Here is an 18625-nt window from a genome sequence, read left to right as displayed (position 1 = left end):
TTATACCCCGCAGCTTGCACCAATTTCCTCACGACCACGAATATCATGATGACTGTCGAACAGCCCCTGACCGACTCTGGCAGCCCTGGCCAACGCCACCTCACAGCCAACAGCGTGAAGCTGTTCCGGGTATTCAATCACTACCGGCTGGCCATCAGCGTACTGCTGGTGGGCCTGATGTTCCTCGATCCCTCGGAATTCGGCACCCAGTTCCAGATGCCCGGCTACTACCAGGTCGGCGTTTTCAGCTACCTGTCTCTGAATGTGTTCCTGGCTCTGGTACTACTGGCCGGATTTCGCCCCCAGCCCCGGCACGTCATCCTGTCCATTCTGCTGGATATCCTGTTCATGCATGCCTTCCTGCTGTTCTCGTCGGGCATTTCCAGCGGGCTCGCCAATCTGGTGATCGTTTCCGTGGCAGCGGGCAACATCATGACTCCGAGCCGCATCGGCATCCTGTATGCAGCGCTCGCCACGATCTGCTCACTCGTGATGTCGACATGGTCGGTCCTTACCCTTGATGCCAATCCCGATAGCATCGTACGCGCCGGCATTCTCGGCGTCGTCTATTTCGCCGTTGCCCTTATCCTCCAGAACATCACCCTGCGACTAACCCGTAGCGAGGCTCTGGCCATCTCCCGTGCCCACAGCCTTCAGGAAATGGAGCACATCAACCAGCAGATCATCCAGCGCATGCGTACCGGGATTCTGGTGGTCGATCGTTTCGGGCAGATCCGCCTGGCCAATGCCGCGGCGGAGGAGCTGCTGTTCGGCGTCACCGGCCGACAGGACAAGGCCCCCTCCCCCAGGGGGAAAACGCTCCCCGTTCCGCTGCGGCAGCGCCTGGAACGCTGGCTCAATGATCTGGGCGCACGGTCGGAGCCGTTCCAGGCCAGCGCGACATCGCCGCTGCTGCAGGCCAACTTCACTCAGCTCGACAAGCAACAGGGGGAGCATGTGCTGATTTTTGTCGAGGACATCAGCAAACTCACCCAGCAGGCCCAGCAAATGAAGCTGGCGTCTTTGGGGCGACTCACTGCCGGCATAGCCCACGAAATCCGCAATCCTCTGGGCGCCATCAGCCATGCGGCACAGTTGATGGCGGAGAGCGAGCAACTCGATACCGGCGACCGCAAGATGCTGGACATCATCCAGCGCCATTCCCGGCGGGTAAACGGCATCGTCGAGAACGTGCTGGATCTCTCCCGCCGGCGCCAGGCCAACAGTGAGCTGATTGAGATCAAAGACTGGCTCTCAACATTCATGGAAGACTATCGGCAAACGGTGGACAAAGACGGCGGGGAGCCTGCCAAGATCCAGATTGACGTGGACGACGCGCTCCCCCCCGCCCGGTTTGATCCCAGCCAGATCGAACAGGTGCTGGTCAACCTGTGCGACAACGGCCTGCGGTACTCCCAGCGACACACCGGTCACCGGTCGTTGTTGCTGCACGCCGGCAAGACCGCAGACGGCGAACGCAGTTATCTGGACATCTGCGATGACGGGCCCGGCATCAGCGACGAACACCGCAGCTCCATCTTTGAGCCATTCTTCACAACCGATAAGAGTGGCACCGGGTTGGGCCTTTATCTGGCCCGGGAACTGTGCGAGGCTAACCAAGCCCACCTGTCGCTGCTGGATAGGGAGCCTCCCGGCTGCTGTTTCCGGATCACCTTTTCCCATCACCGGCGACTGATTTAGTGGTCCCTGCGGCGCCCTGAAGCCATTCGCCGCAACAACCAAAGCAGGCATCAACCAAACAGACACGGGCATCAAGAGACTCAATGACCAATCAGACGGCCCTTATCGTCGACGACGAACCGGATATTCGCGAACTGCTGGAAATCACCCTGTCCCGCATGGGGATCACTACCTGGACCGCCGAAAATGTGACCTCGGCGAGGGCGTTGCTGGAGCAACACCAGCCCCAACTCTGTCTGACCGACATGAATCTGCCAGACGGCGACGGTATCGAATTGGTGCGCTGGATTCAGCAACACTCTCCCTGCACCCCCGTTGCCGTCATCACCGCCTACGGCAGCATGGACACTGCCATCGAAGCGCTCAAGGCTGGCGCCTTTGATTTCGTCTCCAAGCCGGTGGAACTGCCCCGGTTGCGCGACCTGGTGAACAGCGCCCTCAAACTCTCGTCCTCGGCACCAGCCGAGGAATCCAGCCAGGACGACCCGGGCCTGATCCTCGGGCAGTCGCAACGCATCCAGCGACTGCGAAGCCAGGTCCGCAAGCTTGCCCGCAGCCAGGCACCGGTGTTCATCAGCGGTGAATCCGGCAGCGGTAAGGAGCTGGTGGCCCGCATGATTCACCTGCAAGGGCCTCGCAGCGAAGGCCCCTTCATTGCGGTGAACTGTGGCGCCATTCCCTCGGAACTGATGGAGAGTGAGTTCTTCGGTCACAAGAAAGGCAGCTTCACTGGCGCCATCGACAACAAGGATGGCCTGTTCCGTTCTGCCCAAGGCGGCACGCTTTTTCTGGATGAAGTGGCAGACCTGCCCCTGCCCATGCAGGTCAAGCTGTTGCGGGCCATTCAGGAAAAAGCGGTGCGACCGGTGGGCGATACCCGCGAAGTGCCGGTAGATATCCGGGTGTTAAGCGCAACCCATAAAAACCTGCCGGAACTGGTTGCCGAGGGCAGTTTCCGTCAGGACCTGTTCTATCGTATCAATGTGATCGAACTAGCGGTTCCGCCCCTGCGGGAACGGGCCGAAGACATCGAGTTGCTGGCACGGCACATCCTCGAACGTATCGCGCGGGATTACGAGTGCCCGCCGGCCACTCTCACCGCGGACGCCATCGCCAGTTTGCAGAGGTACCATTTCCCCGGCAATGTCCGGGAACTGGAGAATATCCTGGAGCGGGCCTACACCCTGTGCGAAGACGATCGCATTGACGCACCGGACCTTCATTTCGGCAACGGCGCCGAGGCACCGGCGCTGCAGCCGCATTCAGCGGCTCAAGACACCAAGACGCCGACAGCCCCGGACCTGCCGGAAGGCGAGATGGATCTGGAGGGATTCCTCGAATCTGTCGAAAAACAGGCCATCGAGAAGGCCTTGGAAGCCACCCGCTGGAACAAGACCGCCGCGGCCAAGCGCTTGGGGATCAGTTTTCGGGCTTTGCGGTATAAGCTGAAGAAACTGGGAATGGACTGATCCAGTACCACTAGTACCTTAAAACTGGCTCACGGACAGAGCCAGATACAACACAGCAAGGAGGCTGTTATGCTGCGCTATCTTAAGCGGGGTTTCACCCTGCCGGAATTACTCACCACTTTGGCGGTAGTGGCTATACTGACTACGTTAGGGCTACCCGCATTAACTCGGCTGGTCACAGCCAGTGAACAAAGTCAGCTTGTTACCCAGTACCGAGTCGCTTTTGCCTTTGCGCGATCCCAGGCAATTACCTACAAACACCCGGTAACTGTCTGCCCAGTTTCTGATGATACCCATCAGTGCATTGATGACTGGTCGAAATCCGCCGCCATTTTTCCAGACGCTGATAATGATAAGTCGCCAGATGACGGTGTCGTCTGGCGACTTATCAGCCCGACCAGCAGTTACCGGATTCGGTCGCGAACTGGAGGCAGGGGTGCAATCACGTTTGGGCCAACGGGCATGACCCACGGGGCATCAGGCTCACTGGTCGCATGCCCAGTCCAGAGTGATCGACTGCCAATGAGCTACATGGCGGTGAATCGAGGCGGCCGCTTCAGGGTCCAGCATGACGACAACCTGGATTCCCAAATGCGATTATCCTGGGGCGCCATCATTACATGCCCCTGAAGCGACACTCCACCCTAGTCCTTCTGCCAGTTGTCCTCCCCGGCTTCGCCAGCATTGCCGTTGTCATTCTTGTCCCAACGACGAAGCCCTTGGTGGTTCACATCCAGGAAACCATCACCAACCTGGCTGTTTACCGGCGTTGCCTGTACCCGAAAGGTTGTCGGGGTTGCTGCAACAATCCGGAGGGTGTAGTAGGCCTGGCCCCCATCCTTTGGCACCTTATCGTAGTAGACACCCGGGCGGCCGGTATTGGAGCCTCCTGCAGCCGCGCCCAAATAGCTGTTGTTAGCCGTGAAATGCTTCTCCATCGCCGCAGTCAGCCCCAACAGGGCTGACTGCGCCTCGGCGCGTCTGGATGACTGAATCTGCTTCTGGTAGGCCGGATAGGCCACCGCTGCGATAATCCCGATAATAGCCAGGACAATCAGGGCTTCAATCAGCGTGAAGCCCTTGGACTGATTCATCACTCGAACGCTCATTCTTCCTCCCGCCAGAAGTACTGCTCAAAGGTATTGGATTGCGGCGGTTCTATACACTCTGGGCCAACACAGACCAGCAGTTTGTCATCAATACGGACAGTGCTCGGCGGTGAAGGGGGATCGCCAAGATCAAGATCTTGCCAGCGATCCGGATGAACCCCATCGGTCGTGCTAACCGGCTTTGCATCACGCTGATAGACAGTATAAAGCCGCGCCCTGCCCACCGATGGCTGACAAGCCGACAGTGAGGGAGCAGGTTCATAGGTTGTAAAGTAGATTTTACCGTCGTACGTCGTACTTGGTGCCATCACCTTCTCACCTGCATTGTCGAAATCGAAGAACCAGCCCTTCTTCCCACTCAAGTTGACTTCGGCAGTTTTTTGATCGGCTTTGGAACCATTACCGATGATATTTGAGTAAGCGTCATACAAATCGCTTTCGGTCGCAGCCACACCGTAATCTACGGCGCCAGTGCCATCCAGAGGAGCTCCGATCTGAAACGGAACTCTCAACATGTAGAACCGGTCCTCAATAACTTTGTCGAGCGGATGAGCATGCCACCCGGAGCCAATGGCAATGGACAAATACTGCTGCCCCCAGAACTTGAGAAAAGCAACATCCGGGGTGTGGTAAAACCGGCGAGCAGACGCTTCAGTGTTGCCGGCAAGATTGGCAACGACCCCTCCGGTACCAAAACTGTCGGCCACCTTGCCATTGTTGAAGTCAAACCGAAGTACCTGTCCACCCATGTCACCCACGTACAACTGATCCAACATCCCGTTACCGGAAAGATCCAGCACCTTGGGTGTGGCCGGTATGCTGTACTTCAGTGCTGGAATCTCCAGGTTTGCTCCAGAGCCAGACGGCCCGGCCCACCAAAGCCGATTGCCGGTTTCAGCATCAACGATGTAAATGGCACGTCCCATGTCGTCCTCAGTCCGAACATGGACATCATCCTGGTCGGGGTCATAACCACCGCTGATCACCAGCGCGTCCTTGACTGAACCGCCAATATTGACCTTGGTTTTAACCGGATCGGCCCAGGATTCCCCCAGTTCAGCAAAGTCACCGGTACCACCAATGATGTTCCAAAGAGCCCTCGGGCGATCCCGGTTAGTCGCATCCAGAGCGTAGTAATTCCTGCCGCCTCGGCGCATACCTACGTACAGATAGACGTGATCACCCGCACCGGCATCGATATCACCGCCACCGTTCTCAATCCAGGCAACAACTGAACCGTCGATCCCATAAGGACGCACATTGTTGATCTCTTCACCGGCCATGAAACCAGCCTGCCGGCCCAACAGCTCCTTGGGCATGAAGGAAAAGTAGAGCTCGCCGGTTGCACCATTCACAGCGTGAAGGAACCCCTGGTTATCACCAAAGAACACCGCAGTATCGGGATTGGCTTCAGTTCCACCGTAAACCACCAGTTTGGGCACAGAGTGCAAAGGATCAGCAATGAAGTTCCGGGACTCAGAGGTATCACCGTTGCCATTGATATCCTGGCTGTCAGCGCCGCGGATCCATTGGATCAACGATGTCCGATCACCGTCTGCCATGGAACCGTTGCCAAGCATGGACTTGGTAATGGCAGAGTTCGTGGAGACCAGCAAGTTATCACTCGCGGTCAGATCCGAGCCACTCAGCCAGGTATAGACTTTTCTGTTACTGACAGTGGATGGCAGATTTTCCCTCACACCGCCTTTTTTGACATCACGACCATCAGGATCTGCTGTTGGAGTCCACCAGCTAACAGCACTGTCCTTGAAAAAGCCGGTAGTTGGGTCAACAGCATCATTGTCATTGACATCCCGGATTTCTCCACTCGAGACAAGCTTGTACCGCTTCAGGTTGCCGTCCCAAAGTGTTTTTGTGCTGGGGGTAAAAACCGTGTAGTACAGGGAATCCAGGTGATTCAGCCGATTGAACGTATTCACCGCGATACCAGGCGAGACGAACGTTGAGCTGGTCTCCAGAACATTACGGATAATATCATTGAAGGCTGATGCCAGTTCCTCGGCGCTATCAGCGATATAGTACTTGCCGCCGCCAGCATTGGCGGTAGCGCTCAGGAGCGGATCGTTTAACTGGAAACCCACGGTGTAGGTATTTACAGTCTGATCCCCAGCATAAGCACTCGAAACATCATGCTCCTTGAGGTTTTTTGCTATTTCATCGAGGCAGTTGCCTGAACATCCATTAATGCCAATACTCTTTGCAATAGTAGACTTATGGTTAGTATCAGCGGTGGGCTCGCCATCGGTGAGTAGGACTATATTATTTGCCTGACATTCCATATCAATCGGAGATATGAAATTCTTGTCTGATCCTATTGTTGAACCAACCGGAGTTGTGTCGAGAAATGGGGCCCCTCCTGCAAAATAACGCCTCGCACCGAAGAGGGTTTCAGACAGCGGTGTATTGGTCGCCGGGTACAAGCTATTTACCGAAGTCTTAAAGCTGTCCCGGTTATCCGCCACATTCTCGACAGGCACACGCACCCTTCCGCCTTCACTACTCTGGTCTTCGTTAAACGTCATCAGCCCGATGTTGACACCAGAGACCGTATCGGCGAGATCATTGGCCACCTCCTGCATGATCTCCAGCCGGGTTTTCGTAACAGTTGTTGGCGATGAGTTCTGCCAGTTCAAGTAATTGCCGACATAGAAATCTCGCAAATTAGCACTGGGCCAGCTGAAAGAGATGTCGTTATCGGCCTCGCAATCAACCCAACGATTGGCCCGATGGCGCCCATCAAAATTACGCCATCTCCTGCCTCGCTTATAAACCATCTTATAACTGACGAGACGACCGGCCTGATCAATACGGTCATCCATATCATCACAAGCCAATCTATTTCGATTGATTTTCGACCAACCACTATTAGTGTTTAACTTGAAGTAGATATCATCTGTTTCAAAGCCACCTGAATAGGTTTTATCCGGGTCGAACACAGGATCGACCGGAACAGTGACCCGAACACCGGTACGCATACTCCCGGAATTATCAAGAATAAACAGGATGTTTGGCCGGATACTGGTTTGCTGGGTATTAAAATACACCTCTGTATCGTCTGCCGTTGAAATACCTGACGCCAGGGACAAACCCAGGCCGGTACAAAAACTTAATACACGGTTCCATCTAAGTTTCATGGTTCGCCCCCCAATCAATAATACACAACCCGGGTAACAAGCCCCGAGCGGTTGTCAATAATTACGACCCCCGGCTGATCCCCCCAGGTTTGTATAGCCTCATCAACCGAGATGGCCGTTTCCCGGTGCTCAAACTGAATGGCATCTCCTGGCTGAAACCCTTCATAACTACAGTCTTGGCATTGAGCAGCCTTGACTTCTACGACCCCTGCCTCCGAACTTCCGGTCACCAAAACTTTTTCAGCCTCTACCGCTCGCTCAATAAACTCAAAGGGCGATTCATCTCCCTGGGCCATCAAAGGCAACACAAGGGAAGAAACAAAAAAAGCTGAATGAATAAATTTAACGTTCATAATCGACCTCATTCATCCGGTTAAATGCCATTAATAAAAAACGGCACTGACACCTCGAGTGATAGTTGCTGTTGCACCGGAGCCTGTTAAATTCGATGACCCAATTAACATGAAACGGTGCCGATATGTCTCAATATCCTCACCCAGGGAATAACCGTCGATAATGCGGGCCTCCCCCAGATAACGAATCTCTGTATTGACCTGTCCAGAAAGAGACAACCCAGTGTAGGTCTGCAGTGGCATTTGCCTCATGATCCCTGTGTCCTGAGCATTAAGCGCCCTCTTCCATTCCGCAGAGTTCGAATTCATGGTTTCCAGCCTTTTAAACAGGTCCTGGGATGCCGCCTCGGCCGCAAAGAAGGCCTGACGCGCACTCTGGGCGTTTGCTGACATCCGTTCCTGAAGAATTGAACTGTTCATCCCAGCGATTCCGATAACGGAGATAACAAGCAAGACGATCAAACTGATCAACAGGGCCGCTCCCTGTTGGGTCTTCCTAAAGTTGGTTACATTCATTTCAATAGATCCTCAGCCATCAACTACATGGATCGCCATCGGCATTGGTGTTATCTGCATTGTCCCATTCCCACAGCGCTGTACCGGCGAGCCGCTTGAATGAGCCGCACTGACGGTTGCGGATGTCCAGCGAGCTTGTGAACGCTTTTCTCAGGCGCCGGTCCGCAGCATGAGCGAAATCCGTATTGGCTCCGACGTCGGTAAAGCGGGCACCGGGAAGGTCGTAGGTATTATCGTCGTCCTCAATCAGAATGCTCTCGACACCACTGACCAGAAGCCCCACCCGAACGCTAACAACTTCTCGCCATTCAAGGGGGGTCAACGCATCGGCGGTCACAAACTCCACCTGGTTGCTGGGAGCATCCCGGCGAATACCATACTGTATTTGCAGGCTCTCCACGCCCTCGACCAGCTCCTCCACCGTAAAGGAGGGATTAGCGGCATTTGGAAAGTCATTGGTTGCACGATAGAGCGCAAATATCGGGTCTCCGCGATCGTCGTCGCGCCCCGTATCCCCAACGAAATACACACTACTCTGTAATGCGTACAATTGAGCATCTTCGCCAGACAGGTAGGCTCTGGATAAGTTGGCGGTGGTGTTAATGGGAGTTTGGTGCTGCAATCTGAGTGGAGCACCGGCCGGATCCGCAGAGAGCCTGAATAGATCCAGCGCCTCACAGTTTCCTATCATCAGCATACTGCCAGCAGCGAATGGCCGACCACTTCCAAACACGCCAGCCGGATCGGTGATTACAATATCAGCCACTTCAGAAGCCATGTCAGCGTTTATCTGGGCATCCAGCAGTCGGAAGCGTTGAACCATTAAGACATCACTGTCAGCAATGGCCTGGCTGGTCCCACTGGTGATACCTGCGACTCCGTCAAAATCGGCTCCATTGGCCCAATTGCTCCGATTGGCCGGTGTGACTTCCCACCCCTGAATGGATGTATTCAGCAAGTAGCTGTTCGTGCTGCCCGCAGCTGGAGCCAGTGAAGGGGGCGGGTTGGCTGCGATCACATTCAACGGTGTTGTATAGGGCTCGGGACACCCCTGGAAACCTGACATACGGACCTCTCGCGACAGCATTTCCAGGCCAATTCGGGCTCCTTCCTGAACTCGCGCAAGCGCTGTCGAGGTTCGGGACGCATCATTGGAATCCATATAGATCGTCAGAACGCCGATGATCAGGGTCAGACTCAAAGCCAAAGCAATCAGCAGCTCAATGAGCGACAGCCCACGCATGCTTTGAAAGCTCAGTGCAGGATAAGATGCGTTAACAGGATCAATGTTCCGGTTTGTCATAGCGTAAACTCAAACGTTGACTGCTGATTGATAGTCTGGACTTCGCCGTTTGCCTCATCCCACTGGGACTCAGCCCAAAGAATGGTGATGGTGAAGGTGTTGCCCGCAGTCGTCGCGCCGCCGCCACCGGCGATGATTCCCTCACCTCCGGGAAGCATGGCCATGCCGCCATTGGCACCATTCACCAACTGCGCCCATTCGACCTTATCCGCGTCCACTCTCTCACTGGCCGTACACCCCGCTCCGCCGCAGCTTGGTGCGGAAGGGACACTTTTTGTTGAAAACCCGTCATAGCTACCAGCGATTGCTTCGGCTGAGTTCAGGCGCATCCGATCTGCCATATCAGATGCAAGTAAGGTTGCCTGCGTTCTAAGGAATGCGCTCTGATTGTTTTTCAGTCCCCCCATTGTCAAGCTCGCCACTCCCAATAGCCCAACCGCCAAAATAACCACGGTCACCAGGATCTCAATTAGGGTTAGCCCACGCTCCCTTCGGAAGGGCATTCGCTGCCAATTCTGTCTCACTGACCTTGGCTTATAACTACTCAGGGACATGAAAACTCTCCTCCGCCTGTACCCGTATGATCTTCCCGGCGACCATTGGAATTGGAGTCCACCGCCGCACGAATCTGGCCGGAAACAGCTACCACAACACCCAATGCTTCGCTATATCCCCGCGAATCGCACAACCGAAAAGTGACTGGTGTACTGCCTGCAGGAGTAACAACGGCACCTCCTCCACCAAAGGTAAGTGCAGTGGCATCATAGTTCGCATTCTGACCAACCCTGACCCGAAGTGTTCGCCCGCCTGGAAGCGCTTCCGATAGCTTCAGGACATTTTCACCAGCATCCACTGCACCATTGGCATTGGTATCTCTCGCCACCAGCCATCCCTGCTCCCAGGTCCTGGCGCCAGAGCAGCTGGACTGATCGGTTGTGGGGCAGAGTAATATAGGAGCAGTGGGTGTTTTTACCGCTTCGCTTCGCGCCAGCGCGATCATGCCCTGAAGCTCGTTGAATCTTGAGTTAGTTGTGTTCACCAGAATCATGTTACTCATCGCCGGGACCGCCAGGGTTGCGGCAATGGCAACGATCGCCACAGTCACCACCAACTCAACCAGCGTAAAACCACGCATCCTATTGCCACGCATAAAAGAGGTACCTCCGAGAATCTCAGGGAAAGCTTAACGAGTCGTAACGGTTGTCGACCACTGGTGGGCGACGAACGGACAAAGCCGGGGGATGAACGGAAAGACAGAAACAGAAGCGTGACGAACGTCACAGCGGGAGTGGAACGGGTGCTGGCAGCGGGGATCGCCGCCAGGCTCTGCCGCTAGCGGCCTGAGGCGATCAGGGCACCTCCACCGCATCAATCCGCAACTCTTTGGGCATGGAGAACACAATGTTTTCCTCCCGCCCGGCCACCTCTTCGGGCAGCTCTCCGCCCAGATCCTGCAGGCGCTTGACCACATCCTTGACCAACACTTCCGGAGCCGAGGCGCCAGCGGTGACGCCGATGGACTGCTTGCCCTGCAGCCACGCCGGGTCGATCTGGCCGGCTTCGTCCAGCAGGTAGGCCGGCGTGCCCATGCGTTCGGCCAGTTCCCGCAGGCGGTTGGAGTTGGAGGAGTTGGGAGAGCCCACCACCAGCATCAGGTCGCAATCGCCCGCCAGCTGTTTGACCGCATCCTGGCGGTTCTGGGTGGCGTAGCAGATGTCGTCCTTGCGAGGCCCTTCAATATCAGGGAAACGGGCCCGCAGGGCATCGATGACCCGGGCGGTATCGTCCATCGACAGGGTGGTCTGGGTGACGTAGGCCAACCGGGACGGGTCCTGCACCTGCAACTGCGCCACGTCGGCGTCGTTCTCGACCAGGTAGATGGCGCCACCGTTGCTGTCGTCGTACTGGCCCATGGTGCCCTCCACTTCGGGGTGGCCGTGGTGGCCGATCAGCACACACTCGCGTCCATCGCGACTGTAGCGCATCACTTCCATGTGGACCTTGGTGACCAGTGGGCAGGTGGCGTCGAAGACTTTCAGGCCACGCTGCTCCGCTTCCCGCTGCACGGCCTGGGAGACGCCATGGGCACTGAAGATGACGAGATGATCATCGGGCACTTCGTCCAGTTCGTCGACGAAGATCGCACCGCGATTGCGAAGGTTTTCCACCACAAAGCGGTTATGCACCACCTCATGGCGAACATAGATCGGGGCGCCAAACACGTCCAACGCGCGGTTGACGATCTCGATGGCGCGATCAACGCCGGCGCAAAAGCCACGGGGGTTGGCGAGTCGGATCTGCATGCTGGGTTCCTGCAACGGCTGGGGTCAGGTTGGCGGCTCAGTGGGTCGGCTGGGCCGGTTCCACATCGAGGATTTCCACCTCGAAGATCAGTGTACGCCCTGCCAGGGGGTGGTTGAAGTCCACCGTGACCTGGTCGCCTTCCACCTTGCTGACCACGCCCGGTAGCTCGGACTGGCGGGCATCGGCAAAGGAGATCATGACACCGGGCTCGAGCACCATGTCAGCGCTGAAATCCGAGCGCTGGAACATCTGCACGTTACTGGGGTTATGCTGTCCGAAACCCTTTTCAGGCGGTACCTCGAAGTCACCGCGCTCGCCGGCGCTCATCCCCATCAGGTAGGCCTCGAAGTTCTCCGGCAGATTGTCATCGCCAATCTCCAGACTGGCAGGCTCCTTGTCGAAGGTGGTATCGATCACCTGTCCATCGGTGAACTTCAGGGCGAAATTCAGGGTGACCCGGGTCCCCTTGTCAACGGCAAGGCCTTTCATGATCAGTCTCCACTCGCTCCGGCGTCGTCCGCCGGCTTGCGAAACATATCCAGGATCATCATTGCCGCGCCAATGGTGATGGCGGTGTCCGCCAGATTGAACGCGGGGAAGTGATAGTCCTGCCAGTAAAAATGCAGGAAGTCGACGACATAGCCGTGGACCACCCGGTCATAGACGTTCCCCAGGGCGCCCCCAAGGATCAGCGCAATGGCCACCGCAATCCAGGTCTCATCACGCTTGAGGGATTTCAGCCACAACACCAGGCCAACGCTGACCCCCAGAGCCAGTATCACAAAGAACCAGCGCTGCCAGCCCGCAGCATCAGCCAGAAAGCTGAAGGCCGCACCGGTATTGTGCAGCAAGGTCAGGTTGAACAGAGGAAACACCGGCACCGGGTCCGCATAAGTCAGCAGCGAGCTGGCCAGGGCCTTGGTGCCCAGGTCCAGCGCGATGACCAGCACCGCCAGCCAAAGCCAGTGGAGCTGAATGCCCACATCCTCAGACGGGGCCGGTTGGGTCTTGCTACGCTCGGTCATGAGCTGGTCCATCAGGCAAAGGAGCGGGCTTCACCCTGCCCTTCCACGTTAGTGACACAACGACCGCACAGGTCACTGTAACGGTCATCCTGACCCACATCCTCACGATGGTGCCAGCAGCGCTCACACTTGCTGTGCCCGGCCGGTGTAACCTTGACCAGCAGGCCTTCATGACTGGTCTGCTCCGCGCCAGCGGCGTCCGAGACAGGACGGATGCCGGCTTCCGAGGTAATCAGCACGAAACGCAGCTCCTCACCCAGGCGCCCCAGGTCCTCAGCCAACTGGCCGTCACAGAACAGCGTGACCTCAGCACTCAGAGAGCCCTTGATTTCACCACGGCCGCGAGCCTCTTCCAGGCACTTGTTGACCGCTTCCTTGACGCTGTAGATCTCGCGCCAGTAATCGCGCCCCAGTTCAGCGTCTTCCGGCAGCGCCACCAGACCCTGGTACCAGGTTTCATAGAACACGCTGTCGCCGCGCTCACCCGGCAGGTGCTGCCAGATCTCGTCGGCAGTGAAGCTGAGGATCGGCGCAATCCACCGCACCAGCGCTTCCGCAACGTGATACAGCGCAGTCTGACAGGAACGACGGGCAAGGCTGTCCGCCTGGGTGGTGTACTGGCGATCCTTGATGATGTCCAGATAGAAGCCACCCAGGGTTGCTTCACAGAAGTTATAGACCTTCTGGAACACCCGCAGGAAGGCGTAGTTCTCGTAGTCCTCGTGCAGTTCCTGTTGCAGCTGCAGGGCGCGGTCGACCATCCAGCGGTCGAGGGCGATCATATCCTCCGGCGCCACGGCATGCCGGGCGGGCTCAAAACCGGTGAGGTTACTGAGCAGGAACCGGGCGGTGTTACGGATGCGACGATAGCCGTCGGCGGTCTGGCGCAGCACGCCCTTGGTGACGGTCATCTCACCGCTGTAATCGGTGGAGGCCACCCACAGGCGCAGGATATCGGCACCCAGTTCGTTCATCACGTCCTGGGGTGAGATGACGTTACCCAGTGATTTCGACATCTTGCGGCCATCACCGTCCACGGTGAAGCCGTGAGTCAGTACCTGACGATAGGGCGCCACGCCGTTCATCGCGATGGACGTCTTGAGAGACGACTGGAACCAGCCCCGATGCTGGTCGGAACCTTCGAGGTACAGGTCCGCCGGGAACTTGCCAAGCTCTTCCCGCTGGCGCAGCACCGATTCGTGGGTCACACCGGAGTCGAACCAGACATCCAGCGTGTCGGTCACTTTCTCGTACTGGTCGGCGTCGGCACCCAGCAGCTTGCCGGCATCCAGCTCGTACCAGGCATCGATACCACCGGTCTCGACCTCCTTCGCCACCGCCTCGATCAGGTTGGCGGTGTCCGGATGCAGTTCCTGGGTCTGCTTGTGGATAAACAGGGTGATCGGCACCCCCCAGGTACGCTGACGGGAGATACACCAGTCCGGCGACTGCTCGAACATGGCCTCAATCCGGCTCTGCCCCCAGGCCGGAACCCAGCGCACACCCTTGATGGCTTCCAGCGCATCGGCCCGCAGGTTTTCCTTGTCCATGCTGATGAACCACTGGGGCGTGGCACGGTAGATCAGCGGCGTCTTGGTCCGCCAGCAATGGGGATAGCTGTGGTTGAACTTTTCAGTGAATACCAGCTTGCCTTCACGCTCGATGGCCGCTTTTACCGGGCCATCGGCCTTATAGACGTGAATACCGGCAAATTCGCCGGCGGCATTGGTGTAGGTGCCATCCGCCTGAACCAGGTTGAGGGTGTCGAGGCCATACTGCTGGCCGACCACGAAATCCTCCATACCGTGGTCCGGAGCGGTGTGCACTGCGCCGGTACCGGCGTCAGTGGAGACGTGATCCCCCATCACCACCGGTACCTGCTTGTCATAGACCGGATGCTTGAGTGGCAGGTTTTCCAGCTCCGAGCCGGTGCACGTAGCCAGGATCTCGTACTCTTCCAGCGACCAGCGGGCCATGATGCCTTCGACCATGCTGGCAGCCAGGATCAGCAGTTCCGGACCGGCGCCCGTGTCCACCTGCACCAGGGCGTAGTCGAGGTCGGCGTTGAGCGCCACCGCCTGGTTCGCGGGGATGGTCCAGGGGGTCGTGGTCCAGATCACCACCGACACATCGCCGTCGCCACGATCCGTTCCAAATACCTTCAGGGCGCTGGCCCGATCCACCGCGGTGAAGCGGACGTCGATCTGGGTCGAGGTCTTGTCCTGGTATTCCACTTCGGCTTCCGCCAGTGCCGACTGTCCCACAACACTCCAGTAAACTGGTTTGAAGCCACGGACCAAATGCCCCTTGGAAACGATCTTGCCAAGCGCCCGGATAATGCCGGCTTCCACCTTCGGGTCCATGGTCAGGTAGGGCTTGTCCCACTGTCCCATCACCCCCAGACGAATGAAATCGGTCTTCTGGATCTCGATCTGTTTGGCGGCGTAATCACGGCAGGCCTGGCGGAACGTGGCGTAGTCCACCTTGACACCCGCCTTGCCAATGTCCTGCTCCACCTTGTGCTCAATCGGCAGACCATGACAGTCCCAGCCCGGCACGTAGGGCGCATCGAAGCCCATGAAGCTGCGGGACTTGATGATCATGTCCTTGAGAATCTTGTTGAGCGCATGCCCAATGTGAATGCTGCCATTGGCGTAGGGAGGGCCATCGTGAAGGATGAACTTGTCACGCCCGGCACGTTGCTCGCGGAGGGTGCCGTAAACATCCAGGTCCTGCCAGCGCTTGAGCATCTCCGGCTCGCGCTTGGCCAGGTTACCGCGCATGGGAAACGCGGTTTCAGGCAGATTCAGGGTATGCTTGTAGTCGCTCATGGTTACCTGTGGCTTGTTACCGGTAAAAGTTACCTTTCGGGGTTCGCCTGCTGTTCCAGCCAGTGGCGGGCATCCAGGAAATCCCGGCTAATCTGGGTCTTGAGATCGTCCACCGAGTCAAACTTGACCTCATCCCGGAGCGGGTGGCGGAAACGGACATCCAGGCGCTGGCCATACAGTGTGCCAGCAAAGTCAAAGAGGTGCACTTCCAGCGACGGCTGACGGCCGTCCACGGTGGGCCTGAGGCCAATATTGGCGACGCCGTCGAAACATTCACCGTCAGCAATACAGGCTTCGACAACGTAGACGCCCCGTAACGGCGGCTGCCGCCGGAGCCGGATATTGGCGGTGGGGGCATTGATCTGACGCCCCAGTTGACGGCCATACACCACCTTGCCGGCAATGCGGTAGCCTCGTCCCAGCAGCTGTTCCGCCAGCGCCAGATTGTTATTGGCAAGCGCCGCCCGCACCGCGGTGCTGCTGACCCGTTCACCATCGACGGTGACGGTCCGGGTATGCTCGACACCAAACCCCTGTGTCTGCCCCACCCGATTCAGCAACGCAAAATCGCCGGCACGGTCACAGCCAAAACGGAAATCGTCCCCGACCACCAGATGCCGTACACCCAGACCCTGGATCAACACGTCTTCGATGAAGCCCATGGCGGAATAGCTGCGGAACTGCTCATCGAACCCCAGACAAAGCACAATGTCTATGCCGGCTGCCAGCAGGGCTTCAACCTTGTTGCGGAACTCGGTCAGTCGGGGTGGCGCGTCGCCCGCCTGGAAAAACTCCCGCGGCTGGGGTTCAAACACCATGGCCACGCCCGGCACATTGAGCTGGCGGGCCTGCTCGCGCACCTGATCGATAATGGCCTGATGCCCCAGGTGAACACCGTCGAAGTTGCCGATGGTGGCAACACAGCCGCTCGCCAGGGGTGACGACGCCTGCTGCGACAGCCTGTGCAGGTTGGCCAATCCCCGAATCAGCTGCATCAAATGCCTACTCCCATCTACGTTTTGGTGTGTTCAACGCCGCCAGACGGCCGGTGCTCGCTCACCCAGGAAAAAGTGGTTCGGAGCCGGCCAGTTGTCTGGCGATAAAACGAGCGATTATACCTTACCTGTGGCGGAAATGCCTTACCCGCACCCCGGCCAGAGCGAGGGCAATAAAATACACTGCCACCCCGGCCCCAACCAGCACCGCCATCTGACCGGCACGGGCCAGTCCCGGCATCGCCAACCACTCCGAAACCGATGGATTGAGGTAAAGAACCAGCACCGCCAGCGCGCCATTGGCCACCAGCAACTGGGCACCGAAGCGCCACCAGCCTGGCTGGCTCACCCAGCCCCCTTCCCGTTTCAAGCCACGCCACAACAGACCGGCATTGAGCCAGGCTGAGAGGGAGGTTGCCAGGGCCAGACCGACGTGAGCCATAGGCATAATCAGCGCCAGGTTGAACACCATGTTAGCCACCATGGCAATCACCCCGATCCTGACCGGCGTGCGGGTATCCTGGCGGGCAAAAAAGCCGGGCGCCAGAACCTTGATCAGCATGAACGCCAGCAGCCCGGCGGCATAGGCGCGCAGACTCGCCCCCGCCATCATCACGTCCCGGTCGGTCACCTCACCGTAGTGGAACAGGGTTGCGATCAGCGGCTCGGCCAACAGCGCCAGCGCCAAAGCTGCAGGCGCCCCGATCAGCAACACCGCGCGCACGGCCCAGTCGAGCGTGGCCGCAAACTGGTCCGCCGATGCCGCGGCATGCTTGCGGGACAGGCTCGGCAGAATCACCGTCGCGATAGCAATGCCGAACACCCCCAAGGGCAGCTCCGACAGCCGGTCGGAGTAGTACAGCCAGGACACCGAACCGGTCTGCAGCAATGACGCCAGCACCGTATCCAGCAATAGATTGATCTGGCTGACCGATACCCCAAACAGGGCCGGCGCCATCAATTTCAGAACCCGGCGCACGCCTTCGTGGCGGTAGTCGACCCGCGGTCGTGGCAACAACCCCAACCGCATCAGGAACGGCAACTGGAAGAACAGCTGCAGGGCGCCGGCAATGAACACCCCCCACGCCAGGGCCAGGACGGGCGTCTCCATCACCGGCGAGAGAAACACCGCCGCGCAGATCATCGCCAGGTTCAGCAGTACCGGGGTGAAGGCAGGGATCGCAAAACGGTCGTAGCTGTTGAGGATGGCGCCGGCAAAGGCGGTGAGCGAGATCAGCAGCAGGTAGGGAAAGGTGATCCGCAGCATATCGCTGGCCAGGCTGAACTTCACCGGCTCGTCCAGAAACCCCGGCGCAAACACCGCCGTCAGCGCAGGCGCGCCGATGACCGCCACCAGCGTGACGCCCAGCAGCACCAGTCCCAGGGTACCGGACACCGCATTGACCAGGCGGCGAACTTCGGTGATGTCCTGGGTTTCCCGATAGGACGACAGGACCGGCACGAAGGCCTGGGAAAACGCGCCTTCGGCGAACAGACGGCGCAGGAAATTGGGAATCTTGAACGCTACAAAGAAAGCGTCGGCCCCGGTACCGGCACCAAAATAGCGGGCAATGACCATGTCCCGCACCAGCCCCAACACCCGCGACAGCATGGTCATCATACCGACCAGGCCGGAGGATCGCAGCAACCCCGGCGCCGCTGCGCGCTGCCTGTCCTGACTGGAATGCTCCTGATCGGCGCTCATCGCCTGCCCTCTCTTGCCATCGCCGGTCCGCTCACCAGCCCTCCTTCCGGGATCGCTGTTGGCACCCCATGTTCACAGTGGCCGGCGAGTTTATCACAGCACCGCCCGGGCGCACGGTGAATCGGGCGTCAGCCTTGACTTTTGGGGGCGTTGGCGGCA

The 18625-nt window shown here is 58.1% G+C and carries 16 protein-coding genes; 3 read left to right on the top strand and 13 right to left on the bottom strand.

Annotated features, from left to right (window positions below):
• Positions 1–45 precede the first annotated feature (45 nt).
• From MLD24_RS19675 to MLD24_RS21770, 3 genes are all read left to right on the top strand, one after another.
• The gene (locus MLD24_RS19675) at positions 46–1701 is read left to right on the top strand and encodes a two-component system sensor histidine kinase NtrB (RefSeq protein ID WP_248168754.1); all 1656 of its coding nucleotides are present in this window, start codon (positions 46–48) and stop codon (positions 1699–1701) included.
• A gap of 83 nt (positions 1702–1784) precedes the next feature.
• Entirely contained in the window at positions 1785–3170 is a 1386-nt protein-coding gene (locus tag MLD24_RS19670) for a sigma-54-dependent transcriptional regulator (protein ID WP_248168753.1), read from the top strand.
• Positions 3171–3239: 69 nt separating this feature from the next.
• Positions 3240–3800, top strand: a complete 561-nt coding sequence (locus MLD24_RS21770; RefSeq protein ID WP_425562315.1) for a GspH/FimT family pseudopilin — start codon at positions 3240–3242, stop codon at positions 3798–3800.
• Positions 3801–3814: 14 nt separating this feature from the next.
• Here the strand turns inward: MLD24_RS21770 and MLD24_RS19665 are convergent, their stop codons facing one another.
• From MLD24_RS19665 to murJ, 13 genes are all read right to left on the bottom strand, one after another.
• Complete coding sequence (locus MLD24_RS19665) at positions 3815–4279, bottom strand: type IV pilin protein (protein WP_282450739.1); 465 nt, start codon at positions 4277–4279, stop codon at positions 3815–3817.
• Positions 4276–7434, bottom strand: coding sequence for a pilus assembly protein (locus MLD24_RS19655; RefSeq protein ID WP_248168752.1), 3159 nt, complete (start codon positions 7432–7434; stop codon positions 4276–4278). The genes MLD24_RS19665 and MLD24_RS19655 overlap by 4 nt, the downstream gene beginning before the upstream one ends.
• 14 nt (positions 7435–7448) lie before the next feature.
• Complete coding sequence (locus tag MLD24_RS19650) at positions 7449–7787, bottom strand: hypothetical protein (RefSeq protein ID WP_248168751.1); 339 nt, start codon at positions 7785–7787, stop codon at positions 7449–7451.
• 30 nt (positions 7788–7817) lie between these two features.
• The gene (locus MLD24_RS19645; RefSeq protein WP_248168750.1) at positions 7818–8303 is read right to left on the bottom strand and encodes a pilus assembly PilX N-terminal domain-containing protein; all 486 of its coding nucleotides are present in this window, start codon (positions 8301–8303) and stop codon (positions 7818–7820) included.
• 19 nt (positions 8304–8322) lie between these two features.
• The gene (locus MLD24_RS19640) at positions 8323–9606 is read right to left on the bottom strand and encodes a PilW family protein (protein ID WP_248168749.1); all 1284 of its coding nucleotides are present in this window, start codon (positions 9604–9606) and stop codon (positions 8323–8325) included.
• A complete protein-coding gene (pilV, locus tag MLD24_RS19635) occupies positions 9603–10109 on the bottom strand; it encodes a type IV pilus modification protein PilV (RefSeq protein WP_248168769.1) in 507 nt (168 codons plus the stop codon). Before pilV ends, MLD24_RS19640 begins: the two co-directional genes overlap by 4 nt.
• A 41-nt stretch (positions 10110–10150) precedes the next feature.
• Positions 10151–10756, bottom strand: coding sequence for a GspH/FimT family pseudopilin (locus MLD24_RS19630; protein ID WP_248168748.1), 606 nt, complete (start codon positions 10754–10756; stop codon positions 10151–10153).
• Positions 10757–10955: 199 nt separating this feature from the next.
• Complete coding sequence (gene ispH / locus MLD24_RS19625) at positions 10956–11909, bottom strand: 4-hydroxy-3-methylbut-2-enyl diphosphate reductase (RefSeq protein WP_248168747.1); 954 nt, start codon at positions 11907–11909, stop codon at positions 10956–10958.
• A 37-nt stretch (positions 11910–11946) separates the two neighbouring features.
• Positions 11947–12399: an FKBP-type peptidyl-prolyl cis-trans isomerase gene (gene fkpB / locus MLD24_RS19620; protein WP_227172287.1), complete on the bottom strand. Its 453-nt coding sequence runs from the start codon at positions 12397–12399 to the stop codon at positions 11947–11949.
• A 2-nt stretch (positions 12400–12401) separates the two neighbouring features.
• The gene (gene lspA, locus MLD24_RS19615) at positions 12402–12935 is read right to left on the bottom strand and encodes a signal peptidase II (RefSeq protein WP_248168746.1); all 534 of its coding nucleotides are present in this window, start codon (positions 12933–12935) and stop codon (positions 12402–12404) included.
• 11 nt (positions 12936–12946) lie between these two features.
• Entirely contained in the window at positions 12947–15766 is a 2820-nt protein-coding gene (gene ileS / locus MLD24_RS19610) for an isoleucine--tRNA ligase (protein ID WP_248168745.1), read from the bottom strand.
• A 29-nt stretch (positions 15767–15795) separates the two neighbouring features.
• The gene (gene ribF / locus MLD24_RS19605; RefSeq protein ID WP_248168767.1) at positions 15796–16761 is read right to left on the bottom strand and encodes a bifunctional riboflavin kinase/FAD synthetase; all 966 of its coding nucleotides are present in this window, start codon (positions 16759–16761) and stop codon (positions 15796–15798) included.
• A gap of 124 nt (positions 16762–16885) precedes the next feature.
• A complete protein-coding gene (gene murJ / locus MLD24_RS19600) occupies positions 16886–18466 on the bottom strand; it encodes a murein biosynthesis integral membrane protein MurJ (protein WP_248168744.1) in 1581 nt (526 codons plus the stop codon).
• Positions 18467–18625 lie beyond the last annotated feature (159 nt).

Source organism: Marinobacter xestospongiae (assembly GCF_023156385.1).
Taxonomy (GTDB): Bacteria; Pseudomonadota; Gammaproteobacteria; order Pseudomonadales; family Oleiphilaceae; genus Marinobacter; species Marinobacter xestospongiae.
This window is presented reverse-complemented; position numbering and strand designations above follow the sequence as displayed.

Excerpts from the sequence above, each read along its gene's own strand:
- ribF (WP_248168767.1), bottom strand. The coding sequence starts at position 16,761 with ATGCAGCTGATTCGGGGATTGGCCAACCTGCACAGGCTGTCGCAGCAG.
- ileS (WP_248168745.1), bottom strand. The coding sequence starts at position 15,766 with ATGAGCGACTACAAGCATACCCTGAATCTGCCTGAAACCGCGTTTCCC.
- MLD24_RS19650 (WP_248168751.1), bottom strand. The coding sequence starts at position 7,787 with ATGAACGTTAAATTTATTCATTCAGCTTTTTTTGTTTCTTCCCTTGTG.
- MLD24_RS19630 (WP_248168748.1), bottom strand. The coding sequence starts at position 10,756 with ATGCGTGGCAATAGGATGCGTGGTTTTACGCTGGTTGAGTTGGTGGTG.
- MLD24_RS21770 (WP_425562315.1), top strand. The coding sequence starts at position 3,240 with ATGCTGCGCTATCTTAAGCGGGGTTTCACCCTGCCGGAATTACTCACC.
- fkpB (WP_227172287.1), bottom strand. The coding sequence starts at position 12,399 with ATGAAAGGCCTTGCCGTTGACAAGGGGACCCGGGTCACCCTGAATTTC.
- MLD24_RS19670 (WP_248168753.1), top strand. The coding sequence starts at position 1,785 with ATGACCAATCAGACGGCCCTTATCGTCGACGACGAACCGGATATTCGC.
- murJ (WP_248168744.1), bottom strand. The coding sequence starts at position 18,466 with ATGAGCGCCGATCAGGAGCATTCCAGTCAGGACAGGCAGCGCGCAGCG.
- pilV (WP_248168769.1), bottom strand. The coding sequence starts at position 10,109 with ATGCCCTTCCGAAGGGAGCGTGGGCTAACCCTAATTGAGATCCTGGTG.
- lspA (WP_248168746.1), bottom strand. The coding sequence starts at position 12,935 with ATGACCGAGCGTAGCAAGACCCAACCGGCCCCGTCTGAGGATGTGGGC.
- MLD24_RS19665 (WP_282450739.1), bottom strand. The coding sequence starts at position 4,279 with ATGAGCGTTCGAGTGATGAATCAGTCCAAGGGCTTCACGCTGATTGAA.
- MLD24_RS19675 (WP_248168754.1), top strand. The coding sequence starts at position 46 with ATGATGACTGTCGAACAGCCCCTGACCGACTCTGGCAGCCCTGGCCAA.
- ispH (WP_248168747.1), bottom strand. The coding sequence starts at position 11,909 with ATGCAGATCCGACTCGCCAACCCCCGTGGCTTTTGCGCCGGCGTTGAT.
- MLD24_RS19655 (WP_248168752.1), bottom strand. The coding sequence starts at position 7,434 with ATGAAACTTAGATGGAACCGTGTATTAAGTTTTTGTACCGGCCTGGGT.
- MLD24_RS19640 (WP_248168749.1), bottom strand. The coding sequence starts at position 9,606 with ATGACAAACCGGAACATTGATCCTGTTAACGCATCTTATCCTGCACTG.
- MLD24_RS19645 (WP_248168750.1), bottom strand. The coding sequence starts at position 8,303 with ATGAATGTAACCAACTTTAGGAAGACCCAACAGGGAGCGGCCCTGTTG.